Origin of the sequence: Shewanella sp. BJSY2023SW005 (assembly GCF_047314585.1) — a bacterium.
Classification (GTDB): domain Bacteria; phylum Pseudomonadota; class Gammaproteobacteria; order Enterobacterales; family Shewanellaceae; genus Shewanella; species Shewanella algae.
On record NZ_JBKORJ010000026.1, the window covers coordinates 71,587 to 91,295 of the forward strand.

The 19,709-nt window shown below is 54.3% G+C and carries 19 protein-coding genes; all 19 read right to left on the bottom strand.

The genetic code is table 11. The annotated features are described in order from the left end of the window. Positions 1-89: 89 nt before the first annotated feature. On the bottom strand, positions 90-3,554 hold the full coding sequence (locus ACMHXI_RS08070) for a DUF6701 domain-containing protein (RefSeq protein WP_345845379.1): 3,465 nt from the start codon (positions 3,552-3,554) through the stop codon (positions 90-92). Next, a complete protein-coding gene (locus ACMHXI_RS08075; RefSeq protein ID WP_071238664.1) occupies positions 3,547-4,020 on the bottom strand; it encodes an MSHA biogenesis protein MshP in 474 nt (157 codons plus the stop codon). The genes ACMHXI_RS08070 and ACMHXI_RS08075 overlap by 8 nt, the downstream gene beginning before the upstream one ends. Continuing rightward, on the bottom strand, positions 4,010-4,846 hold the full coding sequence (locus tag ACMHXI_RS08080; protein WP_146508372.1) for a PilW family protein: 837 nt from the start codon (positions 4,844-4,846) through the stop codon (positions 4,010-4,012). The genes ACMHXI_RS08075 and ACMHXI_RS08080 overlap by 11 nt, the downstream gene beginning before the upstream one ends. Further along, complete coding sequence (locus ACMHXI_RS08085) at positions 4,846-5,346, bottom strand: prepilin-type N-terminal cleavage/methylation domain-containing protein (RefSeq protein ID WP_045282604.1); 501 nt, start codon at positions 5,344-5,346, stop codon at positions 4,846-4,848. The genes ACMHXI_RS08080 and ACMHXI_RS08085 overlap by 1 nt, the downstream gene beginning before the upstream one ends. Then, on the bottom strand, positions 5,336-5,803 hold the full coding sequence (locus ACMHXI_RS08090) for a Tfp pilus assembly protein FimT/FimU (RefSeq protein WP_044735296.1): 468 nt from the start codon (positions 5,801-5,803) through the stop codon (positions 5,336-5,338). The genes ACMHXI_RS08085 and ACMHXI_RS08090 overlap by 11 nt, the downstream gene beginning before the upstream one ends. Positions 5,804-5,911: 108 nt before the next feature. After that, positions 5,912-6,412, bottom strand: a complete 501-nt coding sequence (locus ACMHXI_RS08095; protein ID WP_045282603.1) for a type II secretion system protein — start codon at positions 6,410-6,412, stop codon at positions 5,912-5,914. 17 nt (positions 6,413-6,429) lie between these two features. Continuing rightward, positions 6,430-6,948 carry a type II secretion system protein gene (locus tag ACMHXI_RS08100; RefSeq protein WP_025011848.1) on the bottom strand — a complete coding sequence of 173 codons (519 nt, stop codon included), beginning with the start codon at positions 6,946-6,948 and terminating at the stop codon, positions 6,430-6,432. 34 nt (positions 6,949-6,982) lie between these two features. Next, complete coding sequence (locus ACMHXI_RS08105) at positions 6,983-7,585, bottom strand: Tfp pilus assembly protein FimT/FimU (protein WP_044735297.1); 603 nt, start codon at positions 7,583-7,585, stop codon at positions 6,983-6,985. 65 nt (positions 7,586-7,650) lie between these two features. After that, the gene (locus ACMHXI_RS08110; protein WP_107352863.1) at positions 7,651-8,145 is read right to left on the bottom strand and encodes an MSHA biogenesis protein MshF; all 495 of its coding nucleotides are present in this window, start codon (positions 8,143-8,145) and stop codon (positions 7,651-7,653) included. Then, on the bottom strand, positions 8,145-9,365 hold the full coding sequence (locus ACMHXI_RS08115; RefSeq protein ID WP_045282601.1) for a type II secretion system F family protein: 1,221 nt from the start codon (positions 9,363-9,365) through the stop codon (positions 8,145-8,147). The genes ACMHXI_RS08110 and ACMHXI_RS08115 overlap by 1 nt, the downstream gene beginning before the upstream one ends. A 2-nt stretch (positions 9,366-9,367) precedes the next feature. Then, on the bottom strand, positions 9,368-11,122 hold the full coding sequence (locus tag ACMHXI_RS08120; protein WP_107005199.1) for a GspE/PulE family protein: 1,755 nt from the start codon (positions 11,120-11,122) through the stop codon (positions 9,368-9,370). After that, on the bottom strand, positions 11,119-12,474 hold the full coding sequence (locus tag ACMHXI_RS08125) for a tetratricopeptide repeat protein (RefSeq protein ID WP_345869511.1): 1,356 nt from the start codon (positions 12,472-12,474) through the stop codon (positions 11,119-11,121). Before ACMHXI_RS08125 ends, ACMHXI_RS08120 begins: the two co-directional genes overlap by 4 nt. Beyond that, entirely contained in the window at positions 12,471-13,382 is a 912-nt protein-coding gene (locus ACMHXI_RS08130) for an ExeA family protein (RefSeq protein WP_025888264.1), read from the bottom strand. The genes ACMHXI_RS08125 and ACMHXI_RS08130 overlap by 4 nt, the downstream gene beginning before the upstream one ends. An 8-nt stretch (positions 13,383-13,390) precedes the next feature. Beyond that, complete coding sequence (gene mshL / locus ACMHXI_RS08135) at positions 13,391-15,082, bottom strand: pilus (MSHA type) biogenesis protein MshL (protein ID WP_186265060.1); 1,692 nt, start codon at positions 15,080-15,082, stop codon at positions 13,391-13,393. Then, positions 15,082-15,300 carry a general secretion pathway protein GspB gene (locus tag ACMHXI_RS08140; RefSeq protein WP_223828866.1) on the bottom strand — a complete coding sequence of 73 codons (219 nt, stop codon included), beginning with the start codon at positions 15,298-15,300 and terminating at the stop codon, positions 15,082-15,084. The genes mshL and ACMHXI_RS08140 overlap by 1 nt, the downstream gene beginning before the upstream one ends. 88 nt (positions 15,301-15,388) lie before the next feature. Then, positions 15,389-16,048, bottom strand: coding sequence for an MSHA biogenesis protein MshJ (locus tag ACMHXI_RS08145; protein ID WP_317058750.1), 660 nt, complete (start codon positions 16,046-16,048; stop codon positions 15,389-15,391). Next, positions 16,045-16,644 carry a PilN domain-containing protein gene (locus tag ACMHXI_RS08150; RefSeq protein WP_129979912.1) on the bottom strand — a complete coding sequence of 200 codons (600 nt, stop codon included), beginning with the start codon at positions 16,642-16,644 and terminating at the stop codon, positions 16,045-16,047. Before ACMHXI_RS08150 ends, ACMHXI_RS08145 begins: the two co-directional genes overlap by 4 nt. Continuing rightward, positions 16,641-17,525 (bottom strand): MSHA biogenesis protein MshI, encoded by an 885-nt coding sequence (locus ACMHXI_RS08155; RefSeq protein WP_144190980.1) that lies wholly within the window; start codon positions 17,523-17,525, stop codon positions 16,641-16,643. The genes ACMHXI_RS08150 and ACMHXI_RS08155 overlap by 4 nt, the downstream gene beginning before the upstream one ends. Before the next feature lie 220 nt (positions 17,526-17,745). Further along, positions 17,746-19,659, bottom strand: a complete 1,914-nt coding sequence (gene csrD, locus ACMHXI_RS08160) for an RNase E specificity factor CsrD (RefSeq protein WP_144190979.1) — start codon at positions 19,657-19,659, stop codon at positions 17,746-17,748. Positions 19,660-19,709: the final 50 nt, after the last annotated feature.

Sequence of the window (19,709 nt, forward strand, 5' to 3'; positions counted from 1 at the left end):
CGATTATGCTCAATGTGAGTTGAAGACAAAGTTAAATTATCTACATCTTGGCGCTTTAGTGATTTGCTTCACACTGTTGTTATTCGGCTTCAGTTAACTTCCCGCCAACTGATGATCCTGTCGTTGCCGCGATAACGGCCAAAGAAGGCACTGGCTCTGGGGTCGCTAAGTGTGCCGTCATTAAGCCCATTCCAATTCCAGTACCACTGCAACCATTCAGGCGTCTTGAGCGGCGCCGTCACCTTGCCGCGATAGCCGGAGCTTCCGAGCGCACGCCACAAGAGTTCAAACTCGCCGCCAAAGGCTGTGACTGTGTTGCCGCCGCTGGCGGAGCGGCTAATACTCTGCCCGGCACTGAGCGCAGGTTCATAGTGGTAACCCAGGGTGAGTTGATCCTGTTGATATTCAAGCGGCGTGTTGAACACACTGCAGTTATCCAGGGCGTTCAAACGCCAGCCACTGCCATCCCAATACTCTGTCCTCGCCGCCATGCTCAAGATTTGGGTTTCCGGGCCAAAGGTATTGTCCAACAGCAAACGCCCATGACGCATCTTTTGGCTACCAAGACGCACGGCGCTGCAGCTGCCTGCCACAGAGCAGTCACCGCTGAAATCGCTTTGCATATTGCTGTCCAGCAGCTCGGCAATCTTGTCCGGATCCTGAATTTCCAGGCCTATATCCAAAAGCGGGAAAGGCCCGTCTGTTGCAACCGGGTCCTTGCGGGCAAACTTGAGTTGCCCTTGGAACTCAGCCAGGCCATCCACCCAGGTATCTGAAGTGATCTCGCCCCCCGAAACTCGGCTGTCCAACGCCACTCCGTCGAATTGATTGGCTGCCTGATAATGACTGTAAGCCTTGGCAAAATCACCGACATAGTTTTGAGTCACTTGTCTATCCAGTGCCAAAGCGCTGACTTTATAACTGACTTCAAATGGCTGATCCATGTAACTGAAACCATTACAGGCCGGCAGCAAACTGGGTTCATCGACTCGGAAAAAGGCCGGCACAAAACGCCCGACTGGCATTATGGTTTTGCCGCTAGGTCCCTGCCAATAAGCGCTGGCCACCAGGCTCGGGAAGGCCACACTGCCCTCGTAGGGCAAAGGCGCCGTGACGCCGAATTCAAACACCCCAACCTCACTGACCGCCTGAGCGAGCCGGTTATTCTCAGGCGTTTGCTGGCGCAAATGATCATACTGCTGCAGCTGCAGTTTACCGGGTTGACCTGAAGCCGGTGCAATCAGCTTATGCCATAAAGAGAGATCTGCCTGCTGATAGGAAGGTGTGGTGAGGTTTTTACAGAAATCGGCATTACCATTATCCGCCCAGGCTTTGGCACTGATGCTGAGTGGGAAATTTTCCTGCGCTCGCCGAAAAGGCGCACAGGAGGCATCCGCGGCCTGGCAGTATTGCTCTACCTCGACACAGAATCCCAACGGGAAGCTGACAAAATCATCGGCGCCATGCATCACCAGCCCGGCATCCCCTTCGCTGGTCGTTCCTCTATAGAGGGTATTTAGCTCGACCCGACCGGCATCGCCATAATTGATATCGATTCGGCTTTGGCCTTGACTGTCGAAGGCCAAGGTCAGCGGTGTGGCGGCAGCTTGATTGCTGCCTATATCCTGCCAGCTCAGGGCGCCTGTCGGTTTCAGTTGCACCTTGGGTGAACCGACAACTGCCGACAGCGCCTCACTCCAGAACGAAAGCGTCTTGTTGGTACTGGCAAAGGCCGGTACACACTGGGCTGTGCCATCTGACTTCATAGCCTTAACAAGCACTCCTGTCTCTGGCTTGTTGGCCAGCTTATCTGCCACATCAAAAATGAAACCACTATCGGCAAAACTCAGGCGACAGGCGGCCGTACTCAAGGGACCGCTGCCTCTTCGGCAAAGGGTATCACTGCCTGGGCGGGTGGCCGGAGTCGAGGAGGAAACCCCCAGTGTCAGCGGCGTTTGATCAAACTTTTGCAGCTGAATTTGGGTACTGCCACCATTAAAGGTCACCGAACTTGCCGGCAACCAACGGCCGTTACTGACGGGGTTAGGGCTCAGATTGGCGGTGACAGTACCTGTGAAGAGCTCTGAGCAGCTGGCATTTTTACAGGCCCTCAAGGTGATGGGTTCGGCACGACAGGTAAAAGGCGCGCTGCTGTAATCAAACTCAAAATGATGAACCTGCTCACCCACGGCCTTGGAGTCCAAAGCGCAAACCTGGAAATTGTCTATCTCATGGTTGTTGTTGGAACCGCCGGTAGAACCGGTAAGCGACAGGTAAAAATCTGTCGGCACACTCCCTTGGCCAATAAAACTCCGGGCATTGAATGGGCTCACCAAAGTTTGGTAACCGGCACCTGTATCTCGCTCAACAGACACCATAGCCATGTTGGCCTGGCGGGAATCTACGGTAATCTTATACCTGTGCCCAGGAGCTGGGTAATAGCTGCTGCGCACATCTATCTTGGGATAAATATTGGCAACTGTACCTGTCAGGTATCGATAGGAACCGGCCTGAGCGCCCCGAATAGACACGGCTTGGCGGCGAAATCCCGGGCCTCCGATACGCCCTTCTGTGGGGTTGGAAAAGTTGCCGTATTCATCCAGTGCCACCCCCAACCAGCCTCCGGCAAAGCCCGGGGTGCCATCATTACGCTGGGCATAACCCAAGGCGCCACCAAAACTGCCCGGCTGCGGCGTCACGGCCGCATCAGAAAGGATCACCGCCACACCATCACCGCCGGTACCACTCTGTGACGACCAGGCGTAATAATCAAATTCAACTGTTACCAGGTTGCCTTCGGCCGGAAATAAGCGCTGATAGGTACTGGAGGTTGCCTGATTGCCTCGGGCAGGGGTCAAACGCAGACGCCCGCCCACTATGCTGGGCGGTACTGAATTGCCCAGCACCTTGATGGCCCAATCATCTGCCGATAGGGAAGCCGAACTGAAGTCATCGCTGAAACACCCCAGCACTGGCGTTTGGTCATTACTGCACATGCCGCCAAAATCGGCGTCTTCGACTGCACCGAGATCAATATCCACATCCGAGTTACCGGTAATCACCAAAGCCCCCCCAGATGCCAGAGCGCCATCCAAGGACCCATTTCCAGCTATCTGCACTGCGCCCTCGACATACAAGATCGCATTTATGGTGTCATGACCATTGATACTCAAAGAGTTACGCACATAGATGATCAGATTCTCGGCCTTTCCACCTGGGTTCAGAGTGGCATTGTTCAGCTCTAGGTCATCGAAATATAACCTGGTGGTCGTTGTTGTTGGATTCAGGAAACTGCCATGGGAGAAACTACCGCGATCAAAATCATAATCTCCCGGAGCCAGTGACTGATCACAAAAAAAAGGATCAAACCAACTTTGTCTACAAGTTAAGTTACCACGGCTAGGCGGCAGATTGGCAGGCGGCACAAAACCATCATTGAAATGGTTCCCTGTCGGAGGGTCGGTAAATATATCACTGCACTGAGGCACCGCCAGTGCCAGCGCAGGCAGGCCGCCAAGCAATATCCCGAGCAAGAGTAATATGCGACTATTCACGGGCTTCCACCTCCACAACCCGGCTCACTCTCAGGCATTGACTGTCATCTGCCGCGCCCACACCACAACTGCCGCTCTCGCATACCGCCGTGCTGCGAATACGATACAACTTGGTACTGCCCGGGCTGGTGTCCTGGCTTAAGGTATCGCAACTGAGCTGTACATTGCAGCCGTGAAATCCGGTCACATCCGGCGCTGTCCAGCTTGAGCCCACGGCGGCGCAGCCGGCAATGCCGCCGCTTAAGGGAAACAGCCTGGCCAGAGCCGCATCGGCGCCGCTGTTGGCGGCGTTGAGCGCCCTTAAGCCCCAGACTTCCAGGTTGACGCTTTCATCGGCGTCGCCGCCAACCCGCAACAGAGTCACGGCCAACAGCGACATCACCAATATTACAAAGATGGCTATCACCAAGGCGCTGCCGCCCTGATGCTTTTGCGCATAACAGTGATAATTTCGACTAGGGAACATTGATCACCTGCACTTGATGTTGATACTGAAAATGCTCTCCGACGACCGAGAACTCTGGCCGCAATTGCACTATGGCGTTGTTGACCAGAGTGGCAGGCAACAGCTGCACCGCCGGGTTGGTGGCAATATCATTGCTCAAGCCTTCGGCCATCAAGGCTCCAGAGCCCATAGTATCGGGCAGAGGTTGACCGGCATGATAACCATAGTTGCTATAACGGCGAATGCTGCCATTCACCGGAGAAAAACAATAGCTGACAGGTTGCCCGGCCACATAAAAACGCTTCGCCGGTGAGGCTTCGGCAAAATTAACCGCAGCGGCAAACTGCAAGGTCAGCTGTGAGCCATTGAGCACCACCTTATCTATGGCGTGGCGCTTGTTGCTGCCACTGCCATAAATCTCCGCATTGGTCAGCGGGTATACCAACAGCTGTTCACCGGCCGAAATAGCCGTTGCCGGCGCAAACACTGTGGCATTGTCCGCTAGGACATCCGGCGCCAGTGGCAATGACAGATAGCTGCCGCTGGCACTGATGGGCAGAAACTCCAAACACTGCAGCTGAGAGCTGGACTGCAACCTGAGACTGGAAGGCACGGCATTACGCAGCTCCCGGCTCAGTCGCTCCATCACGAAACGACTGCTGCCCAGCACTCTGTCGACGGCGGTAGAATCCACAAAAATACGGGTACCAAAGATAATAAAGCTGCTGACACCCACCACCAGAATCCCCAGGATAAGGATCACTGTGACCAACTCCACCAAGGTAAAGCCCTTGGCGAAACCTTGTCCTTTGATCTGTATGAATCTCTTACCCTGCCTGCTGCGCATCAGAAATTACTCCTCAGCACGTCGTAACGGATAGCCTCGCCCGCAGGGGTAGTTACCGTGACAGTCACCAACTTGCTGTTGGCTTGATACTGGGATACCTGGACGCTGAGACTGTACCCAGGGTAGTGACTCAGGTAACTCAGGCTGGAATTAAGCATCAGGCTCTGCTCGTTAAGGCCATGGTAATCGTCGATATCGTCAAACTGATCCCGACTCTCACCATCCGGGCCATAATCGCTAACCTGGGTACAACTGACACCGCCCAAACCGTCACAGGCGGGTAGACCACCGTTGGCGCCGCTATGCTCATCATAACGCTTGCCCCAGATTTCATTGATCACAGCCTGAGCCAACTCGGCGCTGCGCACTCTATGCAGGGTCTGCGCCGCGTGATCGCTTTGGGGAAACAGCACACTGGTCAACAGCACCAGGGCGATACCGAGCACCAACATGCCGATCACCAGCTCTATCAGGGTGAATCCCCGCGCTTCAGCCCTCATGGATATAGCCCTCGGACTCTATGGCGATAGTCAGGGTTTCATCGGCGACCACAGAGAGGCAGGCGCCACTGCAGGCAAGGTTGGTGCGGCCCAAAGCATCGAACTGGATCTGAAAACTGTCAGCACCGTTACTTTGAAGCAGTATCCGGGTATTACGCGGCAGACTTTCGGCGCTATTGTTGCGGATGACGCTCGTACAGTCCTGGGTCAAATGGCTGAGTTGATAAGCGCCGCTGCTGATGGAGAGCCGATAGCAACGGTCGGGATTATTGAGTGCCAACATCTGAGTCTTTTGCAACTCGGCAATCAATTCCTGTCGCAGCGTCCAGGCGCTGTAACTGCTGGAGGATACCAATTTTGGCAGCACCACGACGGAAAGTATGGCCAGCAACATGATAGTCACTACCAACTCCACCAGAGTAAATCCCCGGGTGCCTGTCCCCTTGGTCACAGCCATATGATTTCCCGCCAATTCCATACTCAGTCAAGTATGGCAAATAAGCCCAATAGTTTGAATCCTGACGTAAAAAAGGCCTGCTTGGCAGGCCTTTTCAGCTACAGGCTATTAGCAGTTGGTATCCACGATCTCATATACGGGCAATGAGTTACTGGTAGCTTCCGAATACTCAACAAAGCATTTATAGGTGTCTGAAGGCGTTGTTCCCTTGCGATAAATGATCACATCAGCAGCACTGACATTGGCTGCGCTGGGAGCTGCGATAACCCAGTCCCCGCTGGAGGTGGTATCTGCTTCCAGAATTTTGAGAATATTGGTTGCATCAGCCTTCACATACCCATATACAGCAGTGATATCCGCACTACCATCCCCTGTAAGATCAACATTGTCACCATTGCTACCGTCGTCTTTTTCTTTACCTTGAATAGCAGCTTTCGAATAGAGCAAGGAATTACCGCCCTGTAACGCTGCTTTCATACCAGAAAGAGTTGACTTGGTTGCATCAGATTGCAGATTCAAAAACTTAGGCGCTGCAGTGACAGCCAGTATCCCCAAAATGATAATCACCACCACTAATTCAATCAGCGTAAAACCCTGTTGTTTTTTCATTTTCTATTCCTTTCAAATTAGCAATCTGTACCAGTTACCACATACTGTGGCAACGAAGTTGCTGTGGCTGGGGTATAGTTAATACGACAGGCCTCACTGCCTTTCTTACCCTTAGGGACAATAATGAAAGAAGTGTCACTAACATAGATCACCCCAAAGTCTTCAGTTGCAACGGTATCTGTTCCGGTAATAGCCTCGAAAGTATTGTCCATAGCTTTTTCCAGATTGGTTTTCACTGTGGTGGAATTGGCCGCACTGTCCAAATATCCATAATCCACAGTAACACTAATATCACTGTTACCGCTCTTTCCAATGACAACACTCTCACCCGTAGTTTTACCTTGACCGGCAATAACAGCCTTGGAATACACCATGGCATTGGCCCCCTGAAGTGCCGCCTTCATTCCCTGAAGGGTAGACACCCTGGCATCGGATTGCAGATTGATAAACTTGGGCGCAGCGACCACCGCCAGAATACCGAGAATTATGATCACCACCACCAGTTCAATCAGGGTGAAACCTTGTTGCCTTTGCATAGCGCTTTCCTTTAGTTCAAAAAATTCAATTCAATCAGTTGCTGAAACTCAATACCTGGCCGGTACCCGGGTTATAGGTAATTCCCTTGGCGCCTGTGGTGTTGAGATCCGGAGCCGGTGTCGCCACCCCCGAGCTTTGATTCAGCACCAGAGATGCCACCTGATGGTAGACGCAGAGATCCAGCCCGGTTACCACAGTGCCGTCAATGGCTGTAGCGCTTGCACCTGCTCCTTCCAAGGCCCTGACGGTATAGCGTTGATCTCTGGCATCGGCACTGTAAAGCACATTCTTGGGTGCACTCTGCAGCACGGTATTGAACACTTGCTGGCAACTGGCATCATCCATGGAAGTGGCCGAGGTATTGCCAGTACCGGTCGGATAGCCGAAGCGGGTATCCAGAGACACTGTCGTACCATCAAGGATCACCGAGTTGTTACGGCGACCATCGACCTCCCATTGGGAACGCACAAAACTGACTGCAGTGGCGAGGCCACCTGTTACACCTTCGAGACTGGCATCCTCGGCATCATCTGTCACATTCAAAAAACGCGGAATAGCGGTTGCAGCCAGCAGGCCCAGGATCACTATCACTATCACCAGCTCGATTAACGAGAAGCCTTGCATCTGTCGTTTCATCTAGGTTTCCTCCACCTGTTCGCCACTGATTTTAGCAGTTCCGTTAAGATAAAAAACCAACTCGGTCAATAATCTGTATCAGCTGTCAAAAAAATGACCCTGCCGGTGTCCATTTGATAACTCAGGCTCTCACCGGCAGGGCTCACATAGCGGCAGCTTTGATCCTGGCTGAGAAACTGCACCCGGATAACAGCCTTATCCGGCATGCCTCCCAGAAGCTGTTGCCAAAGAGCCACACAGCCGCTGTCATCCCGGCTGGGCGCCTGTGGCCAACCGGCCTTATTCATAGCCAATTGACCTGGAGGCTCTGGGCGTTCCAGCGTCTGCCAATCCAGTTGCATCTGTTCAGGGCGTCCCAGGCTCAGCCACTGGGATCTCACCATGGCCAATACATTCAGCAACCTGTGGTGTTCAAGCTGCAACCCCCTGGCCGACACCTGATCCACGGCTGAAAAATAACGTACTCCCAACACCGCCAGAATGACCAACAACAGCAGCAGCGCGGCCAGTCTGGCGAAGGTTCGTAGCAGATCTTCCTCGGCCTGATGCTGGCTTGGCATCAGCGACCTCCCTTGACTACATTGAGCATGTCCCACATAGGTAGATAGATACCCAGGGCCAGGATCAGCACCACAATGGCCACTATGCCGATCAAAATAGGTTCCAGCCTGGCGGTGAGGTTCTTGAGGTCATAATCTACCTCACCTTCGTAAAAATCGGCGGCATCATTGAGCAGTTGATCTATACGGCCGGTTTCTTCCCCAACAGCAACCATCTGCAACACCAGGGGCGTAAACAACTGACTCTGATTGGAAACCCTCAGCATGGATTCCCCCGCTTCGACCCCACGGCGCATGTTGACGATTCTGTCGTGCATATAGCTGTTGTCTACGGCATCGGCCACCAAGCTGAGCGCCTGAGTCATGGGCACTCCGGCCCCCAACATCATGGCAAAACTGCGGCAATAACGGGCCAGAGTCGAGCGTTCGATTATGGAACCCACCGCTGGAATATGCAGTTTCCAGCGATCCCACTGTTTTTCGCCCTTCTCGGTTCTATGCCAATAACGCACCCCGAGTACAGTTACCACCAACCCCACCAGCATCAAGGGCCAGTAATTGACAAACAGGTTGGAAGTACCGATAAGCAACCGGGTCGCCCAAGGCAATTCGGCACCGAAGCGGGAAAACATTTCAGCGAACTTGGGGATCACCATAATATTGAGGATCACCAGTGCCAGTGCCACCGCCAACAGAACAAACATGGGATAACGCATGGCAGACTTGATCCGTCTGCGGGTTTCCTGCTCCCGCTCGATATAACCGGACAACTGCAGAAAAGCATCTTCCAGTTTGCCCGTGTTCTCTCCCACATGAACCATGGAGACGAACAAGGCGTCGAACACATCCGGATGGTGGTTCATTGCCGACGACAGCGGCCGTCCGGCGGTCAACTGTTCAGAGACATCCTGCAATGCCTCTTTCATCCGTTTGGAATGGGTGGTTTCCGACAGCCCGGCAATGGCTCGCAGAATAGGAATGCCGGAGCGGGTCAGGGAGTACATCTGCCGGGTAAATATCTGCAGCTCATCCAGGCCAACCCTACGCTTGAGCAAACCTTTGAGACTGAGATCCGGGCCAGGCTTGAGCTCAACGAGCTCCAATGGGATCACGGCTCTGGCCAGCAGCAGATCGGCCGCCACGCTCTCTGAAGCAGCATCCAATTGTCCCTTGACCTGTTCACCGCGGGCATCCCGGCCCCGATAGGCATAGAGCGGCATAATCAGACCTCATCCCGTTCCATCATCTCGGCCGCCAACGGCACTTGAGACTCGGAGACATCTTCCACCAGCTTGGCGACCTCTTCTATGGTCGTCAGGCCGCTGCGTAAATACTCCAGAGCCGATTCAGCCAGCGGGGTAAACTGCTCGCTGGCGTAAGCGGCACGGGCAAACTCATGGGGATTACCGCTGCGCATCGCCTCTATCATGGTTTCATCCAGTTCGAGGATCTCAAATACCCCAATCCGGCCACGATAGCCGGTGCCGGAACAGCTCTGACACCCTGTGCCCACTCTGAGCCTGGCATCGGAAAAGTCGCGCTTGCTGATACTCTGGAGCCAGACCCTGTCCTGCGGCGTGAGCTGATAATCGGTGGCGCAGTTCTTACACACCCGCCGCACCAGGCGCTGGGCTATGATGACCCTGAGGGCACTGGCCACCAAATAACTGGCCGCCCCCATATCAAGCAAACGCAGGGCACTGGTAATGGCATCATTGGTGTGCAGGGTCGAGAGCACGAAGTGACCTGTCAGGGCACCGCGCAAGCCGATTTCGACGGTTTCCTGATCCCGCATCTCCCCCACCATTATGATGTCGGGATCCTGGCGCAGGGTGGTGCGCAGTACATTGGAAAAATCCAGGCCTATCTTGTGATTGACCTGCACCTGGTTGATCCGCGGCAGTTGGTATTCCACCGGATCTTCCACGGTAATGATCTTACTCTCAGCCTTGTTCAGCTCACTGAGAATGCCGTAAAGAGTGGTTGTCTTACCCGAACCTGTAGGACCTGTGACCAACAACATGCCGTGGGGGCGTTTTATCTGCCGCCGTACCCGCTCGAGAATATGCGGCGGCATTCCGGTTTCATTCAGGGTCAAGAGCCCTGCCGATTGGTCCAACAGCCGCATCACCACAGACTCGCCGTGATAGATGGGCATGGTAGACATACGCACATCTATCTGATGGCCTTTGATTTCAATATGAAAACGGCCATCCTGGGGCAAACGTTTTTCCGAGATATCCAAGCCGGCCATCAGCTTGAGCCTGAGCACCAGCGCTGCGGCAATATTGACCTCTTTGAGCACGTTTTCCTGCAACAGACCATCCACCCGCTGGCGGATCCTGAGCGACTTGTCGCCGGGTTCAATGTGAATGTCCGAGGCGCGGATCTGTACTGCATCCTCGAAAATCGACTGCAACAGCTTAACCACTGTGGTTTCGTTGTCGCTGTCACCTTCGGTCAGACTGGCGAGATCAAACTGATCATCGGCGGCGTATTCTTCCTCCAGCTTGCCGGCCATCTGGGCAATGTGGCCGGTGCGACGATAGAGGTTGTCAAAAGCATCGAACAGCTGCTGTTCCTTGACCACCGCCAGTTTCAGGCGTCTTGGTGCCAATAGCACATCCAATTCATCCAGCGCCTGCAGATCGGCAGGATCGCTCATGGCCACCAGCACAGAATCCTTGTCGGCTTCAATCACCAGAGCCCGAAAACGCCGTGCCTGCACTTCGGACAAGAGGTTGACCACCTCGGTAGGAATGGGGCGTTTGCTGATATCGATAAAGGGAATATTCAACTGATGCGAGAGAAACTGCAGCAGCTGCTCCTCGCTGATAAAGTCCATGTCTATCAGGGTGCGCCCCAGCTTGCGGCCGGTTTGCTTTTGTTGTGACAGCGCGTTTTGCAGCTGCACCTCGCTGATAATCTGCTCCTGTACCAGGAGATCACCGAGGCGCATTTTCAACTTGGGTTTCACTGGCGGCCTCCTATCTGGGCGAGTCGGTTTTCTATGTAATCACGAGCATCCGAGGACAAGCCCTGGCGCTTGAGTGCTTCCTGGTAACTGGCCTTGGCAGCGTCATAATCACCACTCGCATCCTGGGCATAGGCCAGCCCCAACCACCAGCGTCCCTGGGAGGCATCCTGCCGGATCAGGCTAAGATAACTTTGTTGTACCAAGGGCCAATCCTTGAGGCTTTGGCCAATTTCCGCCTGCAGCAGCCATTTCTCGCGCCCAAGCTCGCTGCCATCGGCTATCTGTTGCAAACTGGCGAGCGCCAGAGGTAACTCGCTGCGAGCCTTCTGCACCCGGGCCAGCAACAACCAAAAGGTCGGTTGCTGCGGATAGCTTTCGGCGCCTTGACGCAGCAGTACTGCTGCCTTGTCCAATTCGCCGCGGCCATAAAACAGCGCCGCCAGCTCCTGGCGGGCGTTGTGATTGGCATCATTCAAACGCAAGGCTTCGGCATAGGCCGACATTGCCTTGTCCAACTGCCCCAGTTCCTTAGCCTGTTGTCCCTGTTGTAATTTCTTTTGCGACAGCTCTGCCGGGGTCAGAGATACCTGAGTCACACTCATTTTCGCCTGGCTTGGCTTGGCAACCCCTGATGTGGATTGGGTTATCCGGCCACTCTCATTGGGGCTGGGCTTCTGATCCAAGCCTGATTTTTCATTGCGACCAGGTCTTTCTATTTGCACTGACTGAGCCGGCTCTTGTCCAGCCTCCAGTCCGAGCGGCTCTTCCTTGGCTGCCAAACGTTCGGCAACTGCACTGGTTTCAAGGCTGTCATCGGCCCGGCTTGATTTTAAGTTGCCTGTTTCTGAGCCATACATTTCCGGGCTTTTTGTTTCAAAGTCGTTCGTTTCAGAGCTTTTTGTTTCAAAGGCTGAGCCTTGAGCATTCAAGCCCGTATCAGGAGCTTTGGATTGTTCACTTGGAGCCAGGCTCTTGCTGGGAAGTTGCAGCGCCGAGTTCTGCGCCTCAGGCTCCAAACTTAATCTATCGCTGCCATCGGCAGCGCTTGAGACTACTTTCGGCTGCGGCCGATTACGGCCCGTGGGTCCCGGCTCATACGGCACTGTCTGCGATGGCTCTGCTCGGTCACTACTTTGGTTTAGGGTTTGAGAAGCGCTTTGACTGCCACTTCCCAAATAACCGCCCAACCATAACCCCAACGCCAATAGAGAGATGCCAAGCAGCGTGCCACCGAGCAGCAACCACCAGGGATTGGCCGCCGCTTGACTGGCCTGCCCCACCGGCACATGAGCTAAGTTGTGGGGCTGCTGGCGTTTATCCAGGTCCTTGAGCATCTGATTGACCACACTCATAACCAGACTCCCTTCATGGCATAAACCCCGACCGAGGCGCCGACTGAAGTAAGGAGCAGTGCCAGAGTCGGCCAAAGCCAGCGCCAGTTCGAAGTACGGGAAGCATCTTCGGTATCCTTTATGGCGCCCTTGATATGCGCCGTTTTCACTTGCTGTTTGCCTTCACCGAAACAGAGCAGCAGCGCCTTGTGCGCCAAAATATTCACCAATCTGGGGATCCCTCTGGCAGCCACGGCGATACGTTTACTGTCTGCGGCGCTGAATAACGCCGGCCCCTGATAGCCGGCCACCGCCAATCTATGGCGCAGATAGGCATAGACTTCATCCCGGGTCAGCGGCCGCAAGCGATAACTGAAGGTGATCCTCTGGCGTAACTGTCGAAACTCTTGTTGCGCCAGGCGCGAATCCAGTTCGGGCTGGCCGAAGATCACCACCTGCAGCAACTTGCGGCTCTCAGTTTCCAGATTGGTCAACAGCCGCAAGGCTTCAAGACTCTCATCCGGCAAGGCCTGGGCTTCATCGAGCAACAAAACAATATTGAGCCCCTGGGCACTGAGCGCCAACAGCTGCTGCTGGATAAGACCACTGAGTTGCTGCTGATCTTTAATATCATTCACGGCAATCCCCAGCTCCTCGGCAATCGCCAGCCTGAGTTCTGCCGGGGTCAAATAAGGATTGGGCAACCAGGCGCAGCGAAACTGCTGCGGTAACTCGTTGAGCAGTTTGCGGCACAGCAATGTTTTGCCGGTTCCCACTTCGCCGGTGACCTTGATAAAACCTTCACCGGTTTGCAGCGCCACCTGCAGCACCTGCAAGGCCTCCACATGGGGAGCCAACCCCAGGAAAAATCCTGTATTTGGGGTCAGGGCAAAAGGCATGCTCTGCATGCCAAAATGCTGCAGATACATAGAAGCAGCTATTCCTGTGGATACCAGCGGTCAAGCAAGCTCTGAGAGCGTTGCAGTTCTTTTTGCCAGGTGCCATCAACTACCACGGTCGGCTTGAGCAAAATCACCAGCTCTGTCTTGCGCTTTAACTTACTGCGGTTGGTAAAGGCTTCACCGATAAAGGGTATATCGCCCAGCAGCGGCACCTTGGATACCACTTCGGTATTCTCGCTCTTCATCAGGCCGCCAATCACCACCACATCACCGGAAAGCGCCTTGATGACAGTATCAGACTCACGGATTTCACTCTGGGCCAAGGGCAGATCCAACGAAGAGTCACTTATCTTGATGCTCTTTTTCTGCTCTTTCACATCTGTGACCGAAGGATGTACATGCAGCAAGACACTGCCATCTTTGTCTATTTGGGGCGTTACATCCAGAGCGATTCCCGAGAAGAAGGGCGTCAGCTCCACCTCAGGTGATGTCACCGGTGTAGTGCTGGCCACTGTGGTAGAGGAGACATCCGTAACAAAGTATTCGTCACGGCCAACTTTGATCACCGCCTTCTGGTTGTTGGACGCTGTCACCCTGGGGCTGGAGAGCACATCGACATCGCCTTGGGTATCCAGCAGAGTGATCATGGCGGTGAAATCCGTACCCTTGAGTGATAAAGAGGTCACCCCTCCTATGGCCTCAGTGATCTGATCGCCAAACGAGCCCTCGCTGGTGCCAAAATTAACCTTGGTGTTACCGTCGGCCAAAGCGCTGCCAAGCACATCCTGCCACTGGATCCCCTGCTGGTAACCATCGGAGAGGGTCACTTCGAGGATCTTGGCTTCCAGAATAACCTGCCGCTGCAAATGGCTCTCGGCGGTGGAGAGGAAACTGCGGATCTGCCGCAGCTCGTCCGGATTGGCTCTGACGGTTACCAAGCCAGCCTGGGGAGTGACCACTACAGAGCGGCCGTCGCCACTGCTGCCGAGAATCGATTCCAGGGTCTTTTGCAGCTCGCCCCAGAAATCTGTCTTGGTGCGGGAACTGATGAAGGTGCCGTTGGTGTTATTGCTGTTCTGGTCGTTGCCGTTGTTGTTACTACGGTTATTGCTGAAATTGCTGTTATTGCCGTTGTTCAGGCCATTATTGTTGAGGTTGTTATTGCTGTTGTTGTTATTGTTGTTGTCAGAGATCCTTCCCGAGCTGACCGAAGTCAGCGACAGACCGATACGCTCCATATAGAGGTAATTGACCGGGAAAGTCTCGGTTCTCAGGCCTGCCGGATAGACCCTCAGGATCCGTCCTTCCCGGCTGATCTCATAGCCGTAAATGTCCTGTACCACCTGCAAGGCTTCACTCAGGGTCACGCCCTTGAGCGATAAAGAGATATTGCCGCTCACTTGCGGGTGCACAGCCACACTGAAGGGAGTGCCTTCCACCAGACTCGGGAAAAACACCTTGGCATCGACATCATTGGCCGAGACATCAAAACGCCGCTCGGTCTGCATAGGTGCGGCCAGCCCGGCCAGAAGACCATCGGCATTCAACTCTTGCTGCACACCGGGAGGCAAGCTGGCCGGAGGAGGCACCGCTGCCCTGGCATTTTGCTGCGCCATGGAATCGCGCAGCGCCTCTTTGGAGGCGGCTGGGTTGGGCCTATCCGTGGTTTGGCAGGCCGCCAGGCCCAGAGCCAACAACGGCAGCATATAGGCGAGTCTGGTTTTCATTAATGTTTTTCCTTGCGCTCGGTAATCGCTTGAAACAGATAGAGTCGGCGACCATCGGCCAGCAAAACACTGTCCTGATCGATACGGCTTAACACCACCCCTTGAATCCTGTCTCCCTGGCGGTAAATTTGGTTATTAATCACGGCCCGCCTGCCCTGAGGTCCGCTGAGCAGGCTGCTCAGTATCAGGCCCTGTCCTCCCTGCTCCTTGGCTGGCAAATTTACCCCCTGTGCCGGCATGGTAGGGTCCCGCAGGCTGGCTGCTGCCAGACCCTGGCTGCAGAGCATCGCCAATAAAATTAAGCACTTAGCTGGATGATGCCACACTGATAAAGTCCTCATTGATGCTGAGCGTGTATAACTCAAGTTGCACACTGGCCTTGGGATACTCAGACACCCGGTAATCCAGGCGCTTCCAATAGAGCTTGTCCGGCATGTTTTCCACCGCTTGCACAAACTTGAGCACGGCGAAATAGTCGCCTTCAAACTCCAGCACTATGCCGTGACTATAGAGATTCATCTGCTGCTCATCGTCCTTACCCACCACCAGCAAAGGTGTTGGGGCGACAGACTTGAAGCCGGTCAGCTGTATTCCTTGCACCCGTTCCAGCAAGGCGGTAAGCAATGATGGCATATAGCTGGCGGGCACCATGTCGACCATCTGGCGGTCCAGTTGTTGATCCAACGCGGCGATATCACGATTGACTTGCCCCAAGCGGGCCTTAAGCGGCGTATCAGGGTCTTCCGCTAGGCGTTGGCGATAGAGCTCCAGCTGTTGCTGACTGAGTTTGATGCTACTCTGGCCGGCATGCAGGCGTTGCAGATTGCTCTGGCGCTCCAGCCAGAAAGACTCCAGCGGCAGATACAGCAGAAACAGCAGCAATAACAGGCTGACTCCCGCCACCATGATCCTCTCTCTTTGACTCAAACCATCAAAGGCTTGGCCCAGACGCCGAAGGAAATTCATTTCTTCACCTCCCGGGCTTCACTGGTCAGGACGAAGGCCAGTGGCTGGCCTGGCTCCCGAGCCATGGTCATGGAAGCAAACGAGCGCCCTCTCAGACTCTCTGTTTGTTTGAGCTTGTCTATCCAGCGCGGCAGACTCTGCGGATATTGGCCGAAACCTTCAAACTCCAGCTTGTCTTCTTCAAGTTTGATGCGGCTCAGCCACACGCTGCCATCGGACACTTGGGCCAACTCCTGCAGCACAGGCGCAAAGCCCTTGGACGTCATGCGCTCCCGCTGCCCAAGCTCGGTCAACAATAAACCCTTGAGCTCTCGCTCCTGAGTACGACGCTCCAGCTCAATGACCAGCTCGGCACTAGGCTGACGCTTGGCCAATTCGGCTTCCAGTTGTTGTTTTTGGCTCTCCAAGGCCTGGCGCTGCGACTCGACCTCAAGCAACTGCCTGGACACTTGCGTTTGCTGCCACCATCCCAAGCCGATAAGTGAGAGTCCCAGTAACAAGAACACACCAGCAATAACCAGCAAACGAACAAAACTGAGCCTTAGCCTGGGAGGCAAGAGTGAAGACGAATAGAGATTGATCCGGGTCTTGCTCATTTGCTACCCCGCTCCAGTTCCAGATAGCTGAGCTCAGCCATTTTCATACCGACATCCATGCCATTGACCGGACGCACCTGCTGGTTAAAGTTACTGGACACAAGTTGCGCCAGGGCATCGGTTTGCCCCTGAACCATGATTTCAATCGAGGCTACCGGCGCTTGTCTGAGCTGGCTTTCAAAAAAGTCCATCGAGCGCTGGATCTCCAGGCTGAGGGTATCGGCAACGCCGAACCCCAAGGATTCGGCATCGGTCTGGTGCAGTTCGGCGAATCCGCGAATGCGCCGCTGCATGTAGAGTTCACCCTCGCGCACCACAGTGAGCAGTAACTCCTGCCCGGGAATTTGGCTGATCACCAGCCTGGCCATAGGGTCTTGGCCAAAGAGGTTAGTGGGCAGTAACTCTTCGATGCTGATCCCCACCAACTCCATACCGGCCTTGTCTATTCCCTGGGCCAAAGCAGATAGGCTGCTGCGGGAGCAAACCACCACATTGAGTTTGTCACTGCTTTTAATTGGTGATTCGAAGTAGTCCAGATGGATATCGGCCGGCGGCGTGCTGACCATGTCCTTGACCGCCCAAACCAGCGCTTGAGCCATCTCATCGGCTTCTACCTTGGGCCGGTCGGCGCTCAGGAGTTGATAATGACCAAAGCCCAACGCCAACTGCAGTTTCGAGGGGCCAAAGTCGGCATAGATAGCGGAAAACAGTGCATTCCAGTCATCTTTTTGCAGTGAATAGCTGTGGCAGAGTGCGCCTTGGCTGTCACTGCCGGGGCGAAAGACCCAGGCGTGATTGGCCGCGAGGAAGATGCCGGTAGCGACGCCGGATTCGGACGAGCCAAAGCTAAAAAGACGACTGATGAATGACTTGTTCGTCATAGGTAACCCTGAGTCCCTGTGAAAGTGGTTGGCCTGACCTCGGCCTTAAGGTTAACAACTTGCTGCAACCTTAAAAATTAAGTCAATATTTTGGCGTATCCATTCTAAACACTAATCACTTCATTTTATAGGCAAATATTCTCAAACTGAGAACTGCTCTAAAGATAGGCTCACCCATGCTGATAAACAAGTCAAACGAATACAAGGCTTGTACTCTAGCTCAGGCGCTGGCCGGCATAGGCTCGCTGAACCAGCTGCCCTGAGCGGCGCTGACGCCGAGTATTCTCAAAGTCTGCCACTCTTCGAACAGCTCCACGCCTTCGGCGCAAACCTGTACTTCGGTGCGGTAGAGTCCACCTATCAGGCTGCGAACAAACAGCTGATTTTCGGGCCGTAAATGGATCTGCCGCACTATGGATCTGTGCAGTTTAATCAGCTCGAACCCCGTGTCCTGAATATACTGGGTGCTGATCACCTGCTGCCCCACATGATCGACACACAGGCGCGCGCCCATTTTGCGGATCATTTGCAGCCTGGAGGCTATCTTCTCCTGATTGGGCGCCGCGATATCCTCACTGACCTCGAAGATCAACCTGCCGGTCAGATCCCGGTATTCCAGCAAGGTGGTACGCAGCCAACGGATAAAGGCGCGACTCATCAGCGAATCCAGGCTCAGGTTGATGCTGAAACAAACCTTCTTGTCCGGCTCACTCGGCAGCAACTCAAACAAGACTCTTTCCAGAGTCTGGCGCTCAATTTGCGGCATCAGCCCACATTTAACCGCCATAGGCAGAAACAGGGTCGCCCGCACCAGATTGCCCTCGGGATCTCTGGCCCGGGTGAACACCTCTCTATGGTGCAGTTTGCCGTCACAATCCATCACTGGCTGGGTATAAGCGAGAAAACGCTTGTTGACCAAGGCCATTTCCAGGAAGCTGCGCCAGCGCACCGAGCCCTTGGCAAACTCCTGATCCACCGCGCCCTTGTCATACATAAACCAGGTATTGATCCCCTGCAGCTGAGCCGCTCTCAGGGCCATTTCCGCCTCTTCCAGCAACTGTTGCTGACCATCGCCCACCTTGAAGTAAGCGCCGCCGAGATGATAGAAGTTGTCGGCGTTGTCCAGCTTGGGCAACACTTGGCTTTGGCAGACTTTCAGCAGCCGGATCGCCAGTTGATCGGCCTCCGCCAGGGAAATCTGGGTCACCACTATTGCAAACTGGTTATGGGAGCGGCGGGCAAAGAAACTGTTGGGCTGAGACTGCAGTATCTGGCTGATGCCGTTGACGTTTTGTCTTAGCAGCTCCAGCGTCAGGCTGTCTCCCAGCTGTTGCTGCAGCAGATCCAGGTCCTCCAGCTCCAACAGATAAAGCACCCCATGGGCTATCATGCCCTGTTCATTGCTCAGGGCATCGAGGCGATTCTTGAGAAACAGGCGGTTACCTATGCGGGTGTCGGGATCCAGGAAAGTATTGCTGCGGATAAACTTGTCAAATCTGGCCCGCTCTTTCTGGGCATCGGCCAGCTCTTCCAGCAAGCGACTGAGGGCGCGGTTAATCAATCTGGGCTTACCCTTGCCCGGCATCGCCAGCGCTTTTTCATGCTCACCCAGGAGAATTAAACGGCTGCGCTGTGCCAGCTCCTCAATCCCCTCCAGTTGCCGCGAATACCAGAGATAGCCGAAACGGACAAACGCCAGCACGGCACCCACGCCGACCAGAATGATCAAGACTTCGTACCAACCTGGCCTGTGCTGGGAAAACGGCTGCGGTAGTTCCAGCTCCATGCGGATACCCGGGTTGTTCTTCAGCTGTGACTGATAACGCACCAGGTTTTCTGTGCCTATATTGCCTTTATATTCAAACAATAACTTGTCGTAATGCCAGAGCTTAAAGCTGGCGGCGTTGTAGGCAATCAACATGGGAGGCAGCCAGGACTCCAGTTCCCAATTGCTGCTGGGTTGGTACTGGTTGCTCAGCATGGTTTCCAGCTCCATGACCTTCTGTTGCTGGAACTTGTAGGTCAGCTGCAGGAAACTCATCATGGCACAGAGCAGAAACACAAACGCCACTGTCGTCAGCGACAAGAGCCAAAAACTGGTGAGTTTTTTTGTGAGAATTCGGGTGAGTTTCATCGAGGGCGATCCTGCCAGTCTTCTTATTCTTCTAAGTGTTGAGCCGCCTC